19 protein-coding genes and 2 pseudogenes are annotated in these 20,037 nt (G+C 69.8%); 7 read left to right on the forward strand and 14 right to left on the reverse strand.

Annotated elements, in window-relative coordinates:
- Window positions 1-291 precede the first annotated feature (291 nt).
- Window positions 292-1,362 carry a glycoside hydrolase family 43 protein gene (locus QFZ58_RS09470; protein WP_307124484.1) on the forward strand — a complete coding sequence of 357 codons (1,071 nt, stop codon included), beginning with the start codon at window positions 292-294 and terminating at the stop codon, window positions 1,360-1,362.
- A 145-nt stretch (window positions 1,363-1,507) separates the two neighbouring features.
- Here QFZ58_RS09470 and QFZ58_RS09475 read toward each other — a convergent pair whose 3' ends face one another.
- On the reverse strand, window positions 1,508-3,070 hold the full coding sequence (locus tag QFZ58_RS09475; RefSeq protein ID WP_307124485.1) for a polysaccharide lyase family 1 protein: 1,563 nt from the start codon (window positions 3,068-3,070) through the stop codon (window positions 1,508-1,510).
- A gap of 809 nt (window positions 3,071-3,879) precedes the next feature.
- On the reverse strand, window positions 3,880-4,347 hold the full coding sequence (locus QFZ58_RS09480) for an Rrf2 family transcriptional regulator (protein WP_307124486.1): 468 nt from the start codon (window positions 4,345-4,347) through the stop codon (window positions 3,880-3,882).
- A gap of 146 nt (window positions 4,348-4,493) precedes the next feature.
- On the opposite strand from QFZ58_RS09480, the gene QFZ58_RS09485 reads away from it, so the two are divergent.
- The 3 genes from QFZ58_RS09485 (at window position 4,494) to QFZ58_RS09495 (ending at window position 5,940) form a co-directional block, all read left to right on the forward strand.
- Entirely contained in the window at window positions 4,494-4,691 is a 198-nt protein-coding gene (locus tag QFZ58_RS09485; RefSeq protein ID WP_307124487.1) for a hypothetical protein, read from the forward strand.
- On the forward strand, window positions 4,688-5,419 hold the full coding sequence (locus QFZ58_RS09490) for a CU044_5270 family protein (RefSeq protein WP_307128810.1): 732 nt from the start codon (window positions 4,688-4,690) through the stop codon (window positions 5,417-5,419). Before QFZ58_RS09485 ends, QFZ58_RS09490 begins: the two co-directional genes overlap by 4 nt.
- Window positions 5,420-5,580: 161 nt before the next feature.
- Window positions 5,581-5,940, forward strand: coding sequence for a hypothetical protein (locus QFZ58_RS09495; RefSeq protein WP_307124488.1), 360 nt, complete (start codon window positions 5,581-5,583; stop codon window positions 5,938-5,940).
- A 99-nt stretch (window positions 5,941-6,039) separates the two neighbouring features.
- Here the strand turns inward: QFZ58_RS09495 and QFZ58_RS09500 are convergent, their stop codons facing one another.
- The 4 genes from QFZ58_RS09500 to QFZ58_RS09515 form a co-directional block, all read right to left on the reverse strand.
- Complete coding sequence (locus QFZ58_RS09500) at window positions 6,040-6,348, reverse strand: SCO5918 family protein (RefSeq protein WP_307124489.1); 309 nt, start codon at window positions 6,346-6,348, stop codon at window positions 6,040-6,042.
- A 48-nt stretch (window positions 6,349-6,396) separates the two neighbouring features.
- Entirely contained in the window at window positions 6,397-6,801 is a 405-nt protein-coding gene (locus tag QFZ58_RS09505) for a hypothetical protein (protein ID WP_307124490.1), read from the reverse strand.
- Window positions 6,802-6,844: 43 nt separating this feature from the next.
- Entirely contained in the window at window positions 6,845-8,341 is a 1,497-nt protein-coding gene (locus QFZ58_RS09510) for a DEAD/DEAH box helicase (RefSeq protein ID WP_307124491.1), read from the reverse strand.
- A gap of 361 nt (window positions 8,342-8,702) precedes the next feature.
- On the reverse strand, window positions 8,703-8,906 hold the full coding sequence (locus QFZ58_RS09515; RefSeq protein ID WP_045556499.1) for a cold-shock protein: 204 nt from the start codon (window positions 8,904-8,906) through the stop codon (window positions 8,703-8,705).
- Window positions 8,907-9,762: 856 nt separating this feature from the next.
- On the opposite strand from QFZ58_RS09515, the gene QFZ58_RS09520 reads away from it, so the two are divergent.
- A complete protein-coding gene (locus QFZ58_RS09520) occupies window positions 9,763-10,959 on the forward strand; it encodes an MFS transporter (RefSeq protein WP_307124492.1) in 1,197 nt (398 codons plus the stop codon).
- A gap of 79 nt (window positions 10,960-11,038) precedes the next feature.
- Here the strand turns inward: QFZ58_RS09520 and QFZ58_RS09525 are convergent, their stop codons facing one another.
- The 3 genes from QFZ58_RS09525 to QFZ58_RS09535 form a co-directional block, all read right to left on the reverse strand.
- A complete protein-coding gene (locus QFZ58_RS09525; protein ID WP_307124493.1) occupies window positions 11,039-11,377 on the reverse strand; it encodes a P-II family nitrogen regulator in 339 nt (112 codons plus the stop codon).
- The gene (locus QFZ58_RS09530) at window positions 11,374-12,696 is read right to left on the reverse strand and encodes an ammonium transporter (RefSeq protein WP_307124494.1); all 1,323 of its coding nucleotides are present in this window, start codon (window positions 12,694-12,696) and stop codon (window positions 11,374-11,376) included. The genes QFZ58_RS09525 and QFZ58_RS09530 overlap by 4 nt, the downstream gene beginning before the upstream one ends.
- A 206-nt stretch (window positions 12,697-12,902) precedes the next feature.
- A complete protein-coding gene (locus QFZ58_RS09535) occupies window positions 12,903-14,129 on the reverse strand; it encodes a right-handed parallel beta-helix repeat-containing protein (protein ID WP_307124495.1) in 1,227 nt (408 codons plus the stop codon).
- Window positions 14,130-14,684: 555 nt separating this feature from the next.
- On the opposite strand from QFZ58_RS09535, the pseudogene QFZ58_RS09540 reads away from it, so the two are divergent.
- A pseudogene (locus QFZ58_RS09540) lies at window positions 14,685-15,464 on the forward strand (aspartate aminotransferase family protein); the annotation flags it as partial.
- Window positions 15,465-15,507: 43 nt separating this feature from the next.
- On the opposite strand, the pseudogene QFZ58_RS09545 reads toward QFZ58_RS09540, so the two are convergent.
- From QFZ58_RS09545 to QFZ58_RS09555, 3 genes and pseudogenes are all read right to left on the reverse strand, one after another.
- Window positions 15,508-15,837: pseudogene (locus QFZ58_RS09545) on the reverse strand (SDR family oxidoreductase); the annotation flags it as partial.
- A 74-nt stretch (window positions 15,838-15,911) separates the two neighbouring features.
- The gene (locus QFZ58_RS09550; RefSeq protein ID WP_307124496.1) at window positions 15,912-16,397 is read right to left on the reverse strand and encodes a rhodanese-like domain-containing protein; all 486 of its coding nucleotides are present in this window, start codon (window positions 16,395-16,397) and stop codon (window positions 15,912-15,914) included.
- A 127-nt stretch (window positions 16,398-16,524) separates the two neighbouring features.
- Complete coding sequence (locus QFZ58_RS09555) at window positions 16,525-17,544, reverse strand: helix-turn-helix domain-containing protein (protein WP_307124497.1); 1,020 nt, start codon at window positions 17,542-17,544, stop codon at window positions 16,525-16,527.
- A gap of 825 nt (window positions 17,545-18,369) precedes the next feature.
- Between QFZ58_RS09555 and QFZ58_RS09560 the strand changes: the two genes are divergently transcribed.
- Window positions 18,370-18,930, forward strand: a complete 561-nt coding sequence (locus QFZ58_RS09560) for a hypothetical protein (protein WP_307124498.1) — start codon at window positions 18,370-18,372, stop codon at window positions 18,928-18,930.
- 299 nt (window positions 18,931-19,229) lie between these two features.
- Here QFZ58_RS09560 and QFZ58_RS09565 read toward each other — a convergent pair whose 3' ends face one another.
- Together QFZ58_RS09565 and QFZ58_RS09570 are read right to left on the reverse strand one after the other, a co-directional pair.
- On the reverse strand, window positions 19,230-19,541 hold the full coding sequence (locus tag QFZ58_RS09565; RefSeq protein WP_307124499.1) for an SCO5918 family protein: 312 nt from the start codon (window positions 19,539-19,541) through the stop codon (window positions 19,230-19,232).
- Window positions 19,542-19,598: 57 nt separating this feature from the next.
- On the reverse strand, window positions 19,599-20,003 hold the full coding sequence (locus QFZ58_RS09570) for a CBS domain-containing protein (RefSeq protein ID WP_307124500.1): 405 nt from the start codon (window positions 20,001-20,003) through the stop codon (window positions 19,599-19,601).
- Between the last annotated feature and the right edge of the window lie 34 nt (window positions 20,004-20,037).

Raw genomic sequence — 20,037 nt, forward strand, 5'->3', positions numbered from 1 at the left:
CAGCGCGCGGGCTTTTCCGTGCTGCGGGTGCGTGGACGGCGCAACAGCTCCCGTCAGCGCCGGTGTTCACGTAGAGGCACCGAGCCGCCGAAGTGACGGGCGGTGGGTTGCTCGCTGCGCGGGCACGCACGCGAGGTCGCGAGGGGCCGCGCCTCCTGATCGCCCCCTGTGGACGCATTGACATGTTCACCACCAATCGCAATGCTGTGGAGAACACTCTTTCTATCGATGTACAAGCCTCCGCGGCAGCCGGTGCGGAAGCATGTGCAGCAGCCGATGCCGAGGTGGACGATGAAGCTCTCCCGATGCCTGACCGGCGCCGCCGCGGCCGCGCTCGCAGGCGTCCTGGCCGCCGTGCTGTCACTCTCCTCCCCCGGAACGGCCCACGCCGAGCAGACCGGCCTCCGGGCCGCCGACCCGAGTGTGCTCCGGGTCGGCGCCACGTACGTCTCGGTGCAGTCGGCCGGTGGCGGGATCGCCGTGCGGCAGGCCTCGTCGACGGCGGCCCTCGCCTCGGCGCCCGCCCGTCAGGTGTGGTCGGACACCCGCAACCTCGGTGAGGTCTGGGCCCCCGAGATCGTGCGGGACGGTGGCCGCTACCACATCTACTTCTCGGCCGGCCGGGGCTCCGCCCACCGGATGTACGTCATCAGCTCGGCCGCCCCGGACAGCGGATACACCGCGGAGTCGAGGCTGGCCCTGCCCGACGACAAGTGGGCCATCGACGGCACGATGTTCACCTTCGAAGGGCAGCGATGGTTCGTCTGGTCCGGCTGGGCGGGCGACACGAACGTCGAGCAGAACCTCTACATCGCCCGGATGAGCAGCCCCACCACCACGACCGGTGCGCGGTACGTCATCTCGCAGCCGCGGGAGAGCTGGGAGCGGGTGGTCGGGAACCCGTTCATCAACGAGGGCCCCGAGGCGATCAAGGACCCGAACGGGCAGTTGCACATCACGTACTCGGCCAACGGGAGCTGGAGCGACCGGTACTGCGTGGCGGATCTGCGGCTGCGGGCCGGCGGCGACCCGGCCTACGTGTGGGACTGGTACAAGTCGAACGGCTGCCTGTTCGGCTCCGACCGCGCGACGATGATGCCCGGCTGGGATCCCACCCTGTACGTCAACGGCCCAGGCCATCACAGCTTCGTCCTGCTCGACGGCGACATCGGCACCAGCCCGCCCGCCGGCCCCCGCTTCCCCCTGATGTTCCACGCCGTGCCCAAGGGCACGCCCTACTCGTGGGAGAACCGGTACTGGTACACCGGTACGTTCGCCTGGTGGGGCAACACCACGTACAGCCGCGCCGACGTCCCCGGTCCCACCACCGACACGGGCTGGAGCCTGAAGTTCTTCGAGTGACCCGGGGTACCGCACGGCAGCCGCCCGCACCACCGCGGACGGCCCGGAGGGCGGGCCGGTGGGCACACACCGGCACAGCACTCCGGGCCGTCGTCAGCTCCCCGTCCGAAGGGGGAAGGACCTGGCGGACGTCGCGACCGCCCCGCTACTTGGCGTACGTCTCGAACTCGGCGACCTTCGGCGTGCCGGTCGAGCCCGTGATCTCGAAGGTGATCTTGCGGAGGGAGGTCGTGGCGAACTGGATGACGCCCGCCCCGCTGCCCGAGGTCAGGACGGCACCGGTGTCTCCGTTGACGACCCTCCAGGAACCGATACTGCCCGCGGACCCCGAGGCCTCCCGGATGCTGGCCTTGGAGACGGCGGTGGCGGAACCCCACTTGATCGATACGGCACCGGTCGAACCGGCGGGCGACCAGTAGGTGCTCAGGTCACCGTCCCGCACGTTGCCGTAGCTCGTTCCGCCGGCCTTGCTGGTGCCGTCGGCACCGGCGCCGATGCTCAGGTTGGTACCGCTGGGCTGGGTGGGGTCGGGCGTCGGGTCGGTCGGGTCCGGCGTCGGGTCGGTCGGGTCGGGGGTGGGAGTGGTCGGGTCCGGCGTCTGCGGCGAGCACGTGCCGTCCGACACCTGCAGCCCCTTGTTGGCGCCTGCCGTCCGGGTCACGACGTCCGGAACGCAGCTCGCGGCGTCGAGGCTGTAGGAGTAGGGGATGCTGACCGTCGTGTTGGACTTCGGATCCGGTCCGGCGGGGTTGTTCTCGCTGCCGGGGCTGGACCAGGTCACGTTGTCGAAGGTGTTGCCGCTGACCTGCCAGTATCCGGCCGCGTCGGTGTAGAAGGTGCCCAGGACGTCTTTGGAGTCCTTGAAGTAGTTGTTGTCCACCTTGGCGCGCGCACCGGCCCGGGAGTTGATGCCGGACTCGTTGAGCTTGACGTAGTAGTTGTTGTAGATGTGGGCGATGCCGCCACGCAGCAAGGGCGCACGGGAGTCGATGTTCTCGTACAGGTTGTGGTGGTACGTGATGAAGCCGTTGGAGAGCTCCGTCTCACTCGACCCGACGAGGCCACCCCGGCCGGAGTTGCGCAGGGTGCTGTAGGAGAGCGTGACGTACTGGGTGTTGTCCTTCATGTCGAAGAGGCCGTCGAAACCCTCCGACTCCCCGCCCGACGCCTCGAGAGTGGTGTGGTCGACCCATACGTTGCGGACGTCGCTCTCCATGCCGATGGCGTCACCGCCGTTGGAGGTGGGTGAGCCGGACTTCTTGACGTTCCGGACGGTCACGTTCTGGATGATGATGTTGCTCGACTGGCGTATGTGGATGCCCAGTTGGTCGAAGACTGCTCCGCTGCCCACGCCCACGATCGTGACGTTGCTGATCTGCTTGAGCTCGATCACACCGGCGGCGGTGTTGCAGCTGTCACCCGACACCTTGGCGGTGTTGCCGTGGTTGATGGTCCCCTCCACCTGGATGGTGATCGGGGTGCTGCTGCTGGCCCGGCCACAGAGGGCCGCGTGGATCGCGGTCCCCGTGGTGGCCCGTACCGTCTGCCCGCCCGCCCCGCCGGTGGTCCCGCCGTTCTGGGTTGCGTAGCCGGTGGCACCTCCCGTCGCGGCCGACGCCTGAGGCATCGTCAGAACCGCTCCGGTTGCGGCGGCCAAGACCATCGTGGCCAGTCCCGCATAGAGTCGCCGAGCGACTGGTCGTCCCATGTCTGTCTCCCTACTCGTCTTCGGATGCCGGGAATCACCCCTGCATGGCATGTGCATGACAGATCGACGACAGGTCGCCGAAACCGCCCTTTGTTCGCCGGGGCAGGTCCCGGTCGGCCCAGTTGATGCTGCTCCGTGCCGCGTTCGGATCGGCCGTCCCACTGCGGCCCGGCCTGCGCGTCATGGGCGCCGACCGCGGGGTCACCGTGGTCGCGCTCCCACCGCTCCGGCCGTGCCGCCGGCGCGGCGCCCGCCGCGGCGGGTGACTTCGAGCAGCCACCCGCCACGACAGTCGTCGACGCTGAACAACCTGGTGAAGCCCCGTGCCGAATCGGTGGCGGCTCATGCTTCAAGTCGCGGGAACGTTCCGCGACTTCACTTCGCCGGTGCGGGACTCCCTCAGAGGGAAAGCGCTTTCTTGAGGTGAGAATAGGGCCGCTCCCGCCGGGCTGGCAAGGTTCTGGACACGCACGGAATACACCGGGGTCACACCCTCTTCACCATGCCGTCATGACCGGACCCCCCGGAGCGCGGGGTGGCGGCATGACGGAACGGCAGGACACAGGGGCTGCCGGCTCTCACGCGCGTACGCGAGTGCCACGTGTACGGAGGCCCCCCGCCTGCCCGGATAGGTCGGAGCTGTCCGGCCGCTTCGCGTGGGTCCCCGTTCAGGGTTCGGTCCGTGGACCACGCGCCGCCACCGCAGGCCGGGCTCCACGGGCAGGCCGGGCTCGACGGGCAGACCGGACCTCACGGGCAGGCCTGCGTGGACCCCGACCCCGCGATACGGATCGACGTGGGCGGCCGGTTCAGCCCAGCACGGAGCGGACGATGTTGCCGAACACGGGCGTGCGGTCGAGTTCGGTCCGGATCTCCGCGAGGCTCTGACCCGCCAGCGCCTCGCGCCAGGCCCGGTCGGCGCGGGCCATGGCCGCCTTGACCGCACACGCACCCGTAGGGGCCGGAGCGAGCTCACCGATCTTGCCCTGGCAACGGATCTCGGCGCACGGGAAGAGCTGGGTGTCCCCCTCGATGGCCTGCACGACGTCGAGGAGTGTGATCTCCTCCAGCGGGCGCGTGAGCCCGAACCCTCCCCGTGGGCCCGGGGTGGAAGCCAGCAGGCCCGCCTTCACCAGCTGCTGCAGCTGCTTGTTGAGGTAGGCGGCCGGAAGCCCGTGAGCATCGGCGAGCCGGACGCTGCCCACCGGGCCGCCCCCGACCACCGCCAGGTTCAGCAGCGTGTGGATGGCCCATTCGACGCCCTTACCCATTCGCATGATGCGGACATTGTATGTCCTGGAAGAGTTCCGCGAGCTGTCGGCGCCGACTGCCCACCGGGTGCGGAGCACCGTCCCACCAGGCGTGAGCTGAGGTCGAGTCGTACCTTCCGCCGACGCTGCACCTTCGTCACAAGGAACGCCTCATGAACCACATCGACGACGACCTGGCCGATCGGGCCAGGCCGGTTCACCGCCGGGCCCCACGTCTCGTGGTGCCGGCGGCGGCACTGGCCCTGGCCTGCGCGGTTGCCGCGGGCATCACCCTGAGCGGTCACGAGCAGGAGACCGTCTCCGGACGGCGGGACACGGTGACGGGCATGCAGCCGCTGCGGCGCTGCTGAACCGGATCTCCGTCGCAGCCGGAAAGCGCGCCGGACCCGTCGTGGACGACGACCAGTTCGTGTACACCAGGCATAAGGTGCGTGGAGCCGACCTGACCAGTGGCAAGGCGGTCGTCGGCCCGATGGAGGACTACGAGAAGTGGCTCGCGCAGGAACCCGGCCCCCTCCGCACACTCGGCCTCATCCGCTCGGGCGGGGAAACGCTGCCACTCAACGCGGAACTCGGCGACACCGGCGGAACCCCCGCGGGTATGAGCCGGCCCACCTATCGCTGGCTCAGCACCCTGCCCACCGACCCGGACGAGCTGCTCGCCTACTTCTACGCCAGGACCCCCTCGGTCGAAGGCCGGGAGCGGGACCAGGCGGTGTTCGAGAAGATCGGCTCGCTGCTCGGAGGGGTCATGCCGCCCGACACGGCCGCCGCCCTCTACCGGGCTTCCGCGAAGATACCCGGCGTGACGGACACCCCGCGGGCCCGGGACGCGATCGGCCACGCCGGCATCGGCATCGTCCGCGAGGACACTCGGTACGGCATACGTACCGAGTGGGTCTTCGACCAGGAGGACTTCACGTTCCTCGGTTCCACCAGCACTCCGGGCAGGCGGACCTCGTACGGCAAGGCCGGAACCCTGCTGTCGGGCGCGGCCGAGATCGGGCACGGTGTGGTCGACGAGGCGGGGCACCGGCCGGCCGAGACGAACACACCGGAGTCCGGCGTCGGGAGCTGACGGCAGCTGCGGACACCCGGCGCCCGGAGCGTCACTCGTCCTCACCGTACCGCGGTCACCTCCGCACCTCGGGCGGAGGACAGCGAACGACCACTCCGCGCCACCCGGTCCCGGGCACCGGCCCTCGGGCAGCCCGAGGGCCGGTGAATATAATTCGTCTCATGTCGAAGCCTGACGAGCTACTCGTTGCCATCGCCGCCCTGGTGGAGTCCGGGCAGAGCAACCAGATGTCCCTGACCGTGGTCGCCGGCGGCGCCGTCATCACCGGTCGACTGGCTCCCGAAGCCGTGTGGAGCCAGCGCGTGTCGGAGGTCCTGACGGATTCCGCCCACCTGGGCGAGTTCTCCGCCGTCTTCGATTACTCCGCGAAGAAGGACGCACCGCCCACGCATCTGCACTTCCACGTCGCCCGGATCCTGCAGGGCACGGTGGGAATCCCGGAGACGGGTGGGATGTACCGCGTCGCGATCGAGGACGTCAGCGCCTGGACCATCGGCGACTTCAGCTATTCCGACCACTGAGCAACGGCTGCGACGGGGACCCGTCGACAGCGGTGTGGGCCCGACCGCCGGTCGGGCCCACACCGCTGTTCAGGACTTCCTGTGCGTCCGTACCCTCGGTCAGGCGGCCACAGGGGAGCCGAGCATCGCGGAGGCCTGCTGAAGCGGGCTGAGGGCGTGTACGGGTGCGGTGCTCGGCGCGGTGCGACAGGTGAAGCCGAGGTGGGCCATGGCCCGCAGGACCTCGCCCGCACTGAAGTCACGGCGGTCCTGGCGGGTGACGACCTGGCCGACCTGCTTCACGGGGTAATGGCGGCGGCCGATGGTCACGGATGCGCCGGTGCCCGGTTCGGGCTTGACGCCCTTCATCGATTCCAGCACGCCGCTCCTGGTGAGCTCGAAGGGGAAGCGGGCGATGACGCAGCGCATGGGGCCTCACAGGGGAGAAGGGAAGGACGGCCGTTCAGGGGAGCCGGCTCAGCGGGAAAGGGCGGGGATGCCCGGGGCGATGCCCTGCTCGTCGACCGGCGGCAGGGCGCCCGGCCGAAGGGTCCGCACCGCGTACCGGCTTCCGGCCGCGTGGGCCGCAGGTGAGGTGATCGCCCCGCGGTCGCCGAGGATGTCGCGCAGCCGGACACGATCCGTGTACGCGGAACTGTCCCGGACGGCGTCGAGTTCGGTCAGGGTGACCAGGCCGGTACGCCGGCCGTCCTGGTCGCAGACGGCCAGTCGACCCGTGCGTGCGGCTGCCATGACGGCCAGCGCCACCTCGACGCTCATGTCGTCACAGACCTGCGGCCCGGCCGCGTCCGCGGCCTCCACCACTGTCCGCTGCTCCCGATGTGCGCTCGCCGGGCGGTACTGCGTCTGAACAGCCGTCAAAGGGGCCTCCTGCTCGATGGGACAGCTTCCTGATCACGAAGTTCTACGCAGCCGCGCCGAAGTCGGGCCGGCCCACGGGTGCGCGCCGGGGCGCGGACGAGGGGCGGCGCCGGCCTCGCGAGGAGGCACCGCTGCGCTTGGGGCGCTCGACCACCGGTGCGGTGATGACGACCGGGATTCCGGACGGTGCCTGGGCGCCGGTGATCCGGTTCAGGGCCTCGTCGCCCGAGTGGACCTGCGTCGTCCGCGGCCGGATCCCGGCGTCCGACATCAGGCGGACCATGTCTCGGCGCTGGTTCGGGGTGACGAGGGTGACGACGCTCCCGGACTCGCCGGCGCGGGCCGTTCGGCCACCGCGGTGGAGGTAGTCCTTGTGGTCGGTCGGCGGGTCGACGTTGACGACGAGGTCGAGGTTGTCGACGTGGATGCCCCGCGCCGCCACGTTGGTCGCCACCAGCACGCTGACGTGCCCCGTCTTGAACTGCGCCAGTGTGCGGGTGCGCTGGGGCTGCGACTTGCCCCCGTGCAGCGCTGCGGCCCGGACACCGCTGTCGAGGAGGTCCTTGGTCAGCCGGTCGACGGCGTGCTTGGTGTCCAGGAACATGATGACGCGCCCGTCGCGGGCGGCGATCTCGGTCGTGGCGGCGTGCTTGTCGGCGCCGTGGACGTACAGGACGTGGTGCTCCATCGTGGTCACAGCACCGGCCGACGGGTCGACCGAATGCACGACGGGGTCCGTCAGATAGCGGCGCACCAGCAGGTCGACGTTACGGTCCAGGGTGGCGGAGAACAGCATCCTCTGCCCCTCCGGAAGGACCTGGTCGAGCAGCGCGGTGACCTGCGGCATGAAACCCATGTCGGCCATCTGGTCGGCCTCGTCCAGTACCGAGATGCTGACCTGGTTCAGCCGGCAGTCGCCACGGTCGATGAGGTCCTTGAGCCGGCCCGGGGTCGCGACCACGACCTCGACCCCGCCGCGCAGCGCTCCGGCCTGCTTGCCGATCGACATCCCGCCGACCACCGTGGTCATCCGCAGTTGGACGGAGCGGGCGTACGGAGTGAGGGCATCGGTCACCTGCTGCGCCAGCTCACGCGTCGGTACGAGAATCAGCCCCAGCGGCTGGCGGGGCTCGGCGCGCCGGCCGGCCGTGCGGGCGAGCAGGGCGAGGCCGAAGGCGAGGGTCTTGCCGGAACCGGTACGCCCGCGTCCCAGGACGTCGCGGCCCGCCAGGGAGTTCGGCAGCGTCGCTCCCTGGATCGGGAACGGCACCGTCACGCCCTGCCTGCCGAGCTCGGCCAGCAGCTGCTCGGGCATGCCGAGATCGGCGAAGCCTTCGACGGCGGGCAGTGCCGGAGTGATCGTCCTGGGGAGCGCGAACTCCCCCTGCACGGCGGCGGGCCGGCGACCGTGACCGCCGGTACGGGCCGGCGCGCCGGAACGTCGCGGTGCCTGCGAGCCGTAGCGGCTGCCGCCCTTTCCGGCGTCGGCACTGCCACTACGGGTGCGGGCGGAGCGATCGTTCGTACGTGTGCGGTTCATGCGGAACCTTCCTCGATGTGGCGCATGTGGCGCATATCAAGGAATTCCCGCAGCGATGAGCGGCACGGCAAATCACAGGTATGGGCCGATGATGTGGCAAAAGAATGCAGCCGGCGGAAATTGCCGCGGGCGCATGCGCCGAAATGGGCGACGTGATGGGGCGCACGATGTGGGCGCCGGCCGCGACGCGGCTCGACAGGGATGCACCTGCATCCACCGAACGAGGAGCGCGGGCGCGTGGGGTGGGGTGGGGACGCGGAATTTTTCCGGACCGTCCGCGGTGGAATCACCCCGGGAAATGCCTGTAGCTGGGGCCCGCACCCCGAAGGATGCGGGCCCCAGCTACAGGTGCGCGTCAGCGTCAGGCCGGAACGATGTTCTCGGCCGTCGGGCCCTTCTGACCCTGCGCGATGTCGAAGGTGACCTTCTGGCCTTCGAGCAGCTCACGGAAGCCCTGGGCGGCGATGTTCGAGTAGTGGGCGAAGACGTCGGGGCCGCCGCCGTCCTGCTCGATGAAGCCGAAGCCCTTTTCCGCGTTGAACCACTTCACGGTACCAGCAGCCATGTCATATCTCCTTTGGGGCAGTACATCGGAGCCCGCACTGTGCGGACTCCGTGTCGCCGCGATGATTACCCCGCCCGGAAAATGACCGGAAATACAAAAGCGCTCCCGCCGGCAGAGCCGAGTGGGGGCACTTGAAGTTTTGGGAACCACAACTGCAACTGAGATCGACAGTAGCACGCCGGCGCGGCCCCCCTGCGCCGGATAATCACACCGCGCCCATTGCGGCGAAAACCCTCATCGCCTGGGCCGTCAAACTCTCAGCCGGCGGGCACAGATATTGCCGCACTCAGGAGTACAGCCTTTCGGGAAAAGCGGTGTCGCAGGCCGCTCCCGGGCCGCCAGGGCGCGAAAACGCGCAGAGCCAGGGCTGTCCGCAGGATCGACTGCATTTCAGTGTGCGTCGTGGTGTGCCTCGCGGGTGGAAGTTCGGCGTACAGCAGTCGGGACCACCTCCTCGCCGAGTACGACGACGCTCACACCGACCAGCCGAGGTCGACGACGGCTCGTGACGCCCGGCCGTCACCACGCCCGGCCGGCGAACGGCTGAACGGGCGGCGCAGCCGTCCGCATGAGGCCGGAGGTCCCACGGCGCCAGGATGCGCGTCGGCGGCTGTGGGATCACCTCGCCCTGAAAGCGCAGGTGGACGGTTCCGGCGGGGACGAGCGACCCACCCGTGTCGCGAGCGGCCGGTCTCCCGCACGGTGCAGGTCAGGGTGCGGGTCCCGGGACCGCCGCTCCGCTCGGGCCGGCCCGCAGGGCAAGCGCGGCTCAGGATTCCGAAGCGGTTAGGGTCTGCTTCCGGCCGCAGGCGCGCGGGGCCAGGGTGAACACGGACTCGGTCAAGGGGGACGCTCGGTGAACGTCGGTGTGCAACGCGGTGCGATCGCCGCCGTGCAGGTGCTCGGCCTCGCCGTGTGGTTCTCCATGTCGGCGGTGGTGCCGAACCTGCGGAGCGACTGGGGGCTCACGGCCGGTGGCGCCGTATGGCTGACGGCCTCCGTGCAGGTCGGCTTCGTCGCCGGAGCCGTGACGTCGACCGCCCTGAACCTGGCGGACCGCGTGCCTCCCCAGCGCCTCCTCGCCGCCAGTGCCGCGGCCGCAGCCGCCTGCACCCTGGTGCTGGCCCTGTTCGCCGGCCGGCTGGCCGTCGCCGTTCCGCTGCGCTTGCTGACCGGGGTGTTCCTGGCCGGGGTCTACCCCACCGGCATGAAACTCATGGCCTCCTGGGCCGGCAGCGCCGGGCGGGGCAGGACCATGGGCGTCCTCATCGCCGCCCTGACCCTCGGCTCCTCGCTCCCCCATCTCATCGCGGGGCTGGGGTCCCTGCCCTGGCGCGGTGTCCTGCTCGCCGCAGCAGCAGCCGGACTCGCGGGCTCCGTCATCGCACTGCTCCTCCTGCGGCCCGGCCCCTACGCAGCACCGGCCGCCCCCGTCCGCAACCCCCGGTACGCGCTGGCCATGTTCACCGAACGCGGTCCACGCCTGGCCAACCTCGGCTACTTCGGGCACATGTGGGAGCTCTACGCCCTGTGGACCTGGATCCCGTCGTTCCTCCTGGCAACCGGCACCTCGAGAGACCTCCCGGTCTCCGTGGAGATCACCGTGTTCCTCACCATGGGGATCGGCGGAGTGGTCGGCTGCCTACTCGGCGGCTGGGGTGCCGACCGTTTCGGCCGTCCTCCCGCCGCCCTGACGGCGCTCCTCGTCAGCGGCCTGTGCTGCCTCGTCTCACCGCTCTTCTTCCACGCTCCGCCGCTGCTCCTGTTCGCCTTCTGCACCCTGTGGGGCGCTGCCGTGATCGCCGACTCAGGGGTGTTCTCGACAGCGCTGAGCGAGGTCGCCGACCACCGTTACATCGGGACGGCCCTCACCGGCCAGACCGCGATCGGGTTCGCCCTCACCGTCATCAGCATTCAGCTCACCCCCCTCCTGGCCGAGGCCGTCGGCTGGCACTACGCCTTCCTCCTCCTGGCTCCCGGCCCCCTCGCCGGCGCTCTGGCCATGCGCGCCTTCGGTAACAGCACCACCCCCTCCCCCAAGGGCACCTCCTGACGGCCGAAGCCGTGCGGCCCCGGCGGTCGACCGGCCCCGCCGGCACGGCCCGAGATCAATTCCGGCCCGTGAGCGCGCTTCAGAGGGCCTCCGGCCCCCGCTCGCCCGTGCGGACCCGTACGGCCGTCTCGACCTGCAGCGCCCACACCTTGCCGTCGCCGATCTTGCCGGTGCGGGCGGCGCGGACCACCGCGTCGAGGACCGGCTCCGCGTCCGCGTCCTCGACGAGGACCTCTATACGGACCTTCGGCACCAGGTCCACCCGGTACTCGGCGCCCCGGTAGACCTCGGTGTGCCCGTGCTGGCGTCCGTACCCGCTGGCCTCCGTGACCGTCATCCCCTTCACCCCGAGGTCCTGCAGCGCGGTCTTCACCTCGTCGAGGCGGTGCGGCTTCACGACGGCGGTGATGAGCTTCATGGGGCGGTGCTCCTGTCCTTGAAATGAAGTGCGGAACGACCCGGGGGCTGCGTGGCCGCATGACCCAGACCGGCGTGATCGTAGGCGCTCTCCGCGTGCACCGTCTGGTCCAGGCCCGTGAGTTCCTCGTCCTCGGACGCCCGCACACCCATGAGCCGGTCGATCGCCTTGCCGATCCCGTAGGTCACCAGGAAGGTGTACGCGGCCACGGCGAGCACGGCGACGCCCTGCCGGGCGAGCTGGCCCGCCCCGCCGCCGTAGAGGAGACCCTCCGTACCACCCGTCATCGTCGCCGTCGCGAACAGCCCGACGAGCAGTGTGCCGACCACGCCTCCCACGAAGTGCACGCCCACCACGTCCAGGGAGTCGTCGTAGTCGAACCGGAACTTCCACGCGACCGCGTACGAGCAGACGACGCCGGCCACGAGTCCGACGACGGCGCCGCCGAGGACGCCGACCGTTCCGCACGCCGGGGTGATCGCCACCAGGCCCGCGACCGCACCGGACGCCGCACCGAAGGTGGTCGGGTGGCCGTCCCGCCTCTGCTCGACGAAGAGCCAGCCGAGCAGGCCGGTGCACCCGGCGACCAGGGTGTTGAGGACCGAGGCGGCGGCCAGGCCGTTGGCACCGAGAGCCGATCCGCCGTTGAAGCCGAGCCAGCCGAACCAGAGCAGGCCGGCACCGAGCATCACCATCGGCAGGTTGTGCGGCCGCATGGCGTCCTTCTTGAAGCCGATGCGCGGGCCGATCACCAGGGCGAGGGCGAGGCCCGACGCCCCGCACGTGATCTCCACGACGAGGCCCCCGGCGAAGTCCAGGGCGCCGAGCGAGTCCGCGATCCACCCACCGGGCCCCCATACCCAGTGGGCGACGGGAACGTATACGAGCAGGGTCCACACCGGCACGAAGACCAGCCACGCCGCGAATTTCATACGGTCCGCGATCGCTCCGCTGACCAGCGCGGCGGTGAGGATCGCGAAGGTGAGCTGGAAGGTGGTGAACAGCAGGGTGGGGACGCTGCCGGTGAGGTCGTCGGGTCCGATGCCGACCATACCCACGTGGCCGAGCCCGCCGATGAGTCCGGCGAAGGTGTCGTCGCCGAAGGCCAGCGAATAACCGGCGACCAGCCAGACGACGGTGACCAGGGCGATCGAGACGAAGCTCATCATCAGCATGTTGAGGACGCTCTTCGTACGGACCATGCCGCCGTAGAACAGGGCCAGGCCCGGCGTCATCAGCAGGACGAGGGCGGTGGCGGCGAGGAGCCAGGCTGTGTCGCCTGTGTCGAGGCCTGCCGAGGCCAGAGTCACGGGGGTCAAGAGAGAGGTCCCTCCTCGGAGCGGCGTGGGATCCGGCCCGAAGAGGGTTGCGGGCGCGCGTTTCACGGAGGGCGCCGTCGCGTTTCCGGCATGTTTCATTGCGGGAAGGTGACCGAAACCTCACCGGAAGCGGACCCACGGCCTCCACCGGCCCGTCCGGATCAGGCGGACGGAGCGGCGGAGGCGTCGGGGGGTGCGCCGACGGACTACGGCGTCACCTTGTTGCCACCGAAGGTCACGACGAGGGAGCCGTCCTCCGCGAAGGACCAGTCCATCGCGCCCGGGTACGCGGAACAGGCCGAACCGTTCGAGCCGGTCCAGAACTGGTTGGAGCCGTCGGCGTCACCCACGGTCTTGTCGTTGGACCCGTCGCCGCTGCGGCACGAGACGTTGTCGCGGAACACGGAAGTGCCCTTGTCGAAGGAGAAGTTGCGCTCGGCGTTGTCGATGCTGACGTTGTCCGACACCGTCATCGAGCCAGGGTTGCTGTTGTAGGTGAATCCGTGGTGGCCGTTGTCGTAGGCGATGTTGCGCCGGACGATGTGGTCGACCTCGATGCCGTCGCCGCCGAGCTTGTAGCCGTTGCGGTCGCCGTCCTCGTTCACGGTCCCGTCGGAGAGGGTGCCGTTGCCGTAGGAGAGTGAGTCCTCGATGGTCACCGGGCCGATGGGGCCGGTCTCCGACTTGGTGTAGAGGTCCCAGCCGTCGTCGATGTTGTTGTGGGACACGGTGTAGCGGAAGACGTTCCCGGGGCCCGAGGTGAGTTTCGAGGCGAAGCCGTCGGCGTCCTCCCCGTCGGAGTCGGCGTTGTCGTGCGACTCCGAGCTCAGGATGAGGTTGTCGGCCGGCCACTCGTCGTCGGGGGTGTCGGAGGCGATCCGCGAGATCTGCAGGCCCGAGTCGTGGTTGAAGCGCGTCACGACCCGTTCGATGACGTTGTGGCTGCCGCCGACGAAGATCCCGTTGTCACCGGCGTGCTCGACGACGATGCCGTTGACGTGCCAGTACGACCCGTTCACGGCCAGGCCGCGGTTGGCCGGGTCCTCCGCCATGTCCGAGAAGTCGAGGACCGGGGTCTCGTCCGGATAGGCGGACAGCGTCGTGCGGGCGCTCGATGTCCCGTCGTTGCCCGGTGGGATGACGACCGTCTCGGAGTAGGAGTACGTCCCACCCCGGAGATAGATCGTCCCGCCGGACGCGACACGGCTGATGGCCGAGGACAGCGTCGTCGGGTCGGACTCCGTACCCGCCGCGTCGTCACCGCCGTCCGGTGCCACGTACAAGGCACCCGCGGCCGGCCGCACCAAGTCGACCGCTGTGCGCGTCTCGGCTCCGCGGGGGCCGGGCGCGGCCTGAGCCATGGGGCCGGACAGTGTGATGAGCGAGCCGGCCAGCAGGCCGGCGCAGGCGATGACGGGCTTTGTCTTCTGCATCGTTCGTCTCCAGGTCGGGTGATCCGTCTGACCAGTGGGGTGGAGGGGCGAATCCAGGAACTGACGGGTGCGCCGGCTCAGCTCGGTCCGGGGGCGACCCGGGCGATGTGTTCAGGTCGGCGCAGGGGGTCCGGTCCTTCCTGTTGCGGCTCCGGCTGCGATCGCCCGACTGATCAGGATCCTGAACAGACGGTGCGACCGCTTACCTCACCGAATGCGGGGCAAGCGCTTTCTAAGGGCTGTCCAGGACGGTAGACCCATGACGTGTACACGTCAATATACTTGTACGTGATTACTGTTCAGCAGCATGAACACATGGGACCGCGACCGGTGGCGAGCGGTATACCGCCTCGTAGGCCGCGACACCGATGACGGGGCGCCGTCGGTGTCCCCCGCCCCGTCCCTCTCGTCCGTAGGCAAGCCCGCCTCTTCGATCTGCGCGAGCAGCCCTGCCGGCTTCTGCATGGCGCCGGGACCGACGTGGACGAGGCACCCGACGGGCCCGGCGACGACGGTGAGCCGGGCGGGGGCGGCGACGCGGCCGGCGGTGATGTCGCTCATGCGGGCGCGTACGCGTTCGGCGACGGTGTCACCGTCGGCCTTGCCATCGCCCGCGAATGGCTCGGAGAACAGCAGGGCATTTCACCGGCTGAGCACGGCGCAGGTGCGCTCGGCACTCTGCGGGTGCTGTCAGGAGCTGCGCACTCCAGCGTGCCCAAGGGGTTGTCGATGCTCGGCCTGGGACGCCAGGCCCTGGTACGGGTGCCGACCCGCCCCGGGCGGGAAGCGGTCGACCTGGCGGCCCTGGAACACGCGCTCGCCGAAGGTGAGGGCGACGGCCCTGTCATCGTCGTCGCCAACGCAGGTACGGTCAACACCGTCGACTTCGACGACTTGCGCGCCATCGCCGTACTGCGCGAGCGCTACTCGTTCTGGCTGCACGTGGACGCAGCCTTCGGCGCCTTTGCAGCCCTGTCGCCCGAACACGCCCACCTGGTCGACGGCCTCGACCTGGCCGACTCGATCTGCATCGACCTGCACAAGTGGCTGAACGTTCCCTATGACAGCGCCGTACAGTTCACCCGCCGCCCCGACCTGCAGACGAGCGTCTTCCAGAACGCGGCGGCCTACCTCGGCCCGCTCGGGGACACCCCGGACATGGCTCACCTCACCCCGGAGAACTCCCGTCGCCTGCGCGCTCTCGCTGCGTGGTTCACTCTGCGGGCCTACGGCCGGGACGGTCACCGCGAAATCACCGAAAGGTGCATCGACTGCGCCCGTGCGCTGGGCGACGCCGTCGAGAACGCCCCCGGACTGCGGCGCTGGGCAGACATCGCAGCGGCGCAGAGCTTCACGTCATGTCCGATGCAGCACGCGCTCATAGGCCACCGGCAACGCGCAGGACCGCGCGGTTGTGTAGGCGACATCGGACGACAGGAGCCAGGAAACGGCGCCGGCGATCTCCGCGGGCTGCCCGGCCCTGCCCATGGGGATATGGGTCGGCAACCTTGGCGGGGCGCTCGGGGTCGGCGTGGAAGTCCGTCCAGATAGTGCCGGGAGCGACGCAGTTGACGCGTATGCCGTCCGGGGCGACTTCCTTGGACAGCCCTACGGTCATCGCGTCCACTGCGGCTTTCGCTGCGGCGTAATGCACGTACTGGCCGGGGCTGCCTATGGTCGCTGCGGCCGAGGAGATGTTGACGATCGCGCACAGGTGGGCTATCGCCGGCAGGTCGGCCGCGGTGGCCGGACGGATGACACCGTCCGGCCATGCGGCTTCCTTCAGCATGCGCAGGAGATGCCCGAGCGCGGGGCGGTCAGATCGTCGACAGGACGCTGCTCGGAGCCGGCGGCGGAGTCGTAGGCGAAGCCCTCACGTGCCCAGTACTCGAAGCCGCCGAGCATTTCCTTGACCGGGTGGCCGAGGAGGGCGAAGGCCAACGCCGCGCGGGTCGCGCCGTTGCAGCCGGGGCCCCAGCAGTAGGTGACCACGGTCTGGGCCGGGTCGATCAGCCGCGGTGCCAGGTCGGCGATCTGTGCGGTGGGAATGTGGAGGGCGCCGGGGATGTGGCCCTGGTCCCAGGCGGCCTCGCTGCGGGTGTCGACCACCACGATCCCGGGTGCGCCGGATGCCAGATCGGTGTGGACGTCGGAGACATCCGCCTCGAAGGCGAGTCGGGCGGCGTAGTGGGCGGCGCCCTCGGCCGGGGCGGCGGCGGGCACGCTCAGGACGGCGCTGGTGATCTCGGCGGAAGCGGTGGCAGACATGGGGTGCCTCTTGTTCTTGCTGGTCGGGACGAGGGCCGGTGGGCCGCGCCGGGTTTCCCCGGCCGACGATGGCTCCATCCTCTGATTCCTGGGCCCGCCCTACGAGTGGCGTGGACGCCACTGGTCATCAAGATTCCGCCAGCCGTGCCGGTCGTACGGGCCGACCGTCACGCGCGCTCGGGACGCGGGTGAACGTCTTGCGGTAGGCCGTCGGCGTCGTACGCATCTGACGGGTGAAGTGGTACCGGTACGTCCCGGTGCTGTCGAAGCCGACCGCGGCGGCGACCTCGTCCACGGTGCCCTCACCGGACTCGAGCAGCGGCAGGCTGGCGGCTACCCGCTGGGCGATGACCCAGCGCATCGGGCTCACGCCGTTGCGGCGGGCGAAGTGCCTCGAGTACGAGCGTTCCGACATGCACGCTGCCCGGGCCAGGGCGGGCACGGACAGCGGTGTGTGTAGATGGCGCAACGCCCAGTCCATGCTCTGCGTGACGCCGTCGTCCTCGGGGCCGATCTCTCCCACCGCCGCCTCGATGAACTGGGCCTGCCCGCCCTCGCGGTGCGGCGGAACGACGAAACGGCGCGCCACCGTGTTGGCCACGGCCGCACCGTGATCCGCCCGGACCAGGTAGAGGCACAGGTCGATACCGGCGGCACTCCCCGCGCTGGTGAGGACATCGCCGTTGTCGACGTACAGAACGCCGGGGTCGACCTCGATCCCGGGATGCCGTTCGGCAAGCGCGCGGGCGTAGCGCCAGTGGGTGGCGGCGCGCCGGCCCTCCAGCAGGCCGGACGCGGCCAGTGCAAACGCCCCCGAGCAGATCGATACCAGGCGCGCCCCCCTGGCATGGGCCCGCAGCAGCGCTTCCACCAGGGCGGGTGAGACCTCCGCCCCGGCCTTGGCCACTCCCGGCACGATCACCGTGTCCGCCGCGGTGAGCGCATCGAGCCCGTGCTCGGCGCGCAGCGTGAATCCGCCGACCGCCCGCAGATCCCGGCCGGGTTCCTCGGCGCACACCCGCAGCTCGTACCAGGGCAGGTCTCCCAGCTCGGGCCGGGACAGGCCGAAGACCTCCACCACCACGCCCAGCTCGAAGGGCGCCATTCCATCGAAGGCCAGTACAGCCACCACGTGCGCTCTCGCCATGGCTGGATCTTAACAATCGGCAAGATCCAGCCATGGTGGGGCGGGCGGCGAGGTGGGGCGACCGGGTGCGGAGGCGGGGCCAGGGCCCCGCCGGGGCCGTCACGGGGCGAGGACCTGCATGGGTGTGGAACAGCCGAAAGGCCACCCGCGCAGGTCAGCGCACCGCATCCGCCCATCGAGGTCACAGGGCCGCCTGGTCTTGGGGACACCTGACCAACCGGAACCCGGCAACTCTGTGCTCCAGCGTCAATTACCTCGCGCCCCGTCGGCAAGTGCCGCCTCGACAGGGCGACACGGCGCAGGCCATGGTCGCCTGCGGGGTGCGTGCCAGGCAGATGAGTGCGATGCCGTCGATCAGCGCGGCCGGGACCATTCCGGCATGGAGCCAGCCCCGCAACCTCGGCTCGAACGGTTCCACCAAGTCGGCCGCATGCTCCACCAGAGCGGCAACAGGCTAACTGTTTTCTGCCACGCCGTTATCCGGTGGTTCGCGGAGCAGCCCGGCTCCGCGGTGTTCTCCACGCTCCGAGACGACGTGGACACATTCGACCTCAGCGGCGTCACGGGGCACGGATTCCCGTCCTCCCCCGGACTCCTGGGCGTCACTGGCAATCATGCGTTCATGCCAGGAGAGCTCGCAGGAAAGCCTGTCGAGAGGGCGGCCGGAAAGCCTGCCGCACGTCACCGGATGTGGGCTCTCACCGCTGTGTGGTCCCTTGGTTTGCCACCGCTTGAACACTCAAAGCCGAGTAGACCGGCTCCTCGTGGGGAACGATCAGGGCTTCCGAACGGGCACCACCGCTCGCCTACCCGCAAGGACCACCGATGCTTCCTGAGGTCCTCCCTCACGTATCCGCCACCCTCACGGGCCAGTTGGAACACCAATTGGGCCTGGCTCCGAACCGCGGAGCCGGCCATCTCGATGTGGAGCGTGTCGCCGGCATCGCAGTCGTCGCGGCTGCCCACTCAGGTGGCTACGCGGCCATCGGCCATCTCCTCGGACTGCTGGCCGCGCTCCCTGCCCCCACCGAGGCAGGGGAACGTTTCTGGTCGGACCTGTGGAGGTCCTCCGGCACCGCCTACCTGCTACCCGCCACCATCAAGGCCGAGGTGCTGCGAGCCCTGGCAGGCGAGGGGACCGCCCTGGCCCGGCAGATCCTTTCGGCAGTCGACGAGATGACCCCACCGCAACGCGTCGCAGCCGGAGAGGTGATCGGCCAAGCCCTCGCCGAATCCGACCATCTCCCCGACCTCAAGACACAGGTCATCGGAGAACTCTGGCTCCGCGATCTCGAACTCACCGCCTGGCACGTCCTGCACGCCGACCGCAGGGCGGACGATCCCACAGGACGGAAAGCCTTCCTCGAAGCCTGGACGAACGCATGAGGGCCCGCTGAGCCTCCGCCAACCGGAATCCGCCGGTCGAACGGCTGGCGTGACGGTCCTCCGGCCTCGCGCACGACACGGTCGGGCGCCTGGGCGAACGCGGCGGCGGCGTCACGCCAGCGCTGGGCGTCCTCGGGAGACGCGTCGAATGGACGCCTGGACGATGGGCGACTTCGGCTACTCCGGCCACCGACCCGCTTGCCGCACCGGAAAACCCCGGTACACGGTGAGGGTCCTGCCGGCGCACCCCGGTAGGACCCTCATCGCCGCTCTGCCGGCGGCTCGCGCCTGCCCGCCGGTCAGGCGGCCACAGGGGCACCGAGCATCGCGGACGCGCGTTGCAGCGGGTTGAGAACGCGGGTCGGTGCGGGGTCCTGGGGGAGGCTGCGGCAGGTGAAGCCGAGCTGGGTCATGGCTCGGAGGACTTCGCCGGCGCTGAAGTCCCGGCGGTCCTGACGTGTGACGACCTGGCCGACCTGTTTGACGGGGTAGGTGCGTCGGCCGATGATCACGGACTCGCCGGAGGCCTGCTCGGGCTTGATGCCCTTCATCGATTCCAGGACGCCGCTCCTGGTCAGGTCGAACGGGAAGCGGGCGATGACACAGCGCATGATGCCTCACAGAGAAGAGGAACGAAGAGGGAGTGGTTCTGCCGCGGTTGAGGCGGTTCAGCGGGCATGGACGAGGAGGCCCAAGGCGCTGCCGTGCTCGTCGACCACTGGCAGGGCTTCGACGTGGCTGTAGCGCATCATGTGCCTGGCTTCGGCCATGGTGGTCACGGGCGAGGTGAACGGCCCGCGATCGCCGAGGATGTCGCGCAGCTGGGCCCTGTCCGAGTACGCGGAGCCGTCACGGGCTGCTGTGAGTTGAGCCCGGGTGACCAGTCCGGTACACAGGCCGCTGTCGTCACAGACAAGCAGATGCCCGGTTCGGGCACTGGCCATGACGGACAGGGCCACCTCGACGGTCATGTCGTCACAGACCTGCGGTCCGGCGTTGTCCATGGCGTCGGCCACCGTCATGGGTACGGCAGTGGCACTCGTCGAGCGGGGCTGCGTCTGGGCCGGCGTCAAAAGGTGCCTCCTGCATGAGTGGGTAAGCTTCCGT

It is taken from the genome of Streptomyces sp. B1I3 (assembly GCF_030816615.1).
Taxonomy (GTDB): Bacteria; Actinomycetota; Actinomycetes; order Streptomycetales; family Streptomycetaceae; genus Streptomyces.

Bases quoted from the DNA above. Each gene is read 5' to 3' on its own strand.
- QFZ58_RS09470 (WP_307124484.1), top strand. From the start codon at position 292: ATGAAGCTCTCCCGATGCCTGACCGGCGCCGCCGCGGCCGCGCTCGCA.
- QFZ58_RS09475 (WP_307124485.1), bottom strand. From the start codon at position 3,070: ATGGGACGACCAGTCGCTCGGCGACTCTATGCGGGACTGGCCACGATG.
- QFZ58_RS09480 (WP_307124486.1), bottom strand. From the start codon at position 4,347: ATGCGAATGGGTAAGGGCGTCGAATGGGCCATCCACACGCTGCTGAAC.
- QFZ58_RS09485 (WP_307124487.1), top strand. From the start codon at position 4,494: ATGAACCACATCGACGACGACCTGGCCGATCGGGCCAGGCCGGTTCAC.
- QFZ58_RS09495 (WP_307124488.1), top strand. From the start codon at position 5,581: ATGTCGAAGCCTGACGAGCTACTCGTTGCCATCGCCGCCCTGGTGGAG.
- QFZ58_RS09500 (WP_307124489.1), bottom strand. From the start codon at position 6,348: ATGCGCTGCGTCATCGCCCGCTTCCCCTTCGAGCTCACCAGGAGCGGC.
- QFZ58_RS09510 (WP_307124491.1), bottom strand. From the start codon at position 8,341: ATGAACCGCACACGTACGAACGATCGCTCCGCCCGCACCCGTAGTGGC.
- QFZ58_RS09515 (WP_045556499.1), bottom strand. From the start codon at position 8,906: ATGGCTGCTGGTACCGTGAAGTGGTTCAACGCGGAAAAGGGCTTCGGC.
- QFZ58_RS09525 (WP_307124493.1), bottom strand. From the start codon at position 11,377: ATGAAGCTCATCACCGCCGTCGTGAAGCCGCACCGCCTCGACGAGGTG.
- QFZ58_RS09535 (WP_307124495.1), bottom strand. From the start codon at position 14,129: ATGCAGAAGACAAAGCCCGTCATCGCCTGCGCCGGCCTGCTGGCCGGC.
- QFZ58_RS09550 (WP_307124496.1), bottom strand. From the start codon at position 16,397: ATGTCTGCCACCGCTTCCGCCGAGATCACCAGCGCCGTCCTGAGCGTG.
- QFZ58_RS09555 (WP_307124497.1), bottom strand. From the start codon at position 17,544: ATGGCGAGAGCGCACGTGGTGGCTGTACTGGCCTTCGATGGAATGGCG.
- QFZ58_RS09560 (WP_307124498.1), top strand. From the start codon at position 18,370: ATGCTTCCTGAGGTCCTCCCTCACGTATCCGCCACCCTCACGGGCCAG.
- QFZ58_RS09565 (WP_307124499.1), bottom strand. From the start codon at position 19,541: ATGCGCTGTGTCATCGCCCGCTTCCCGTTCGACCTGACCAGGAGCGGC.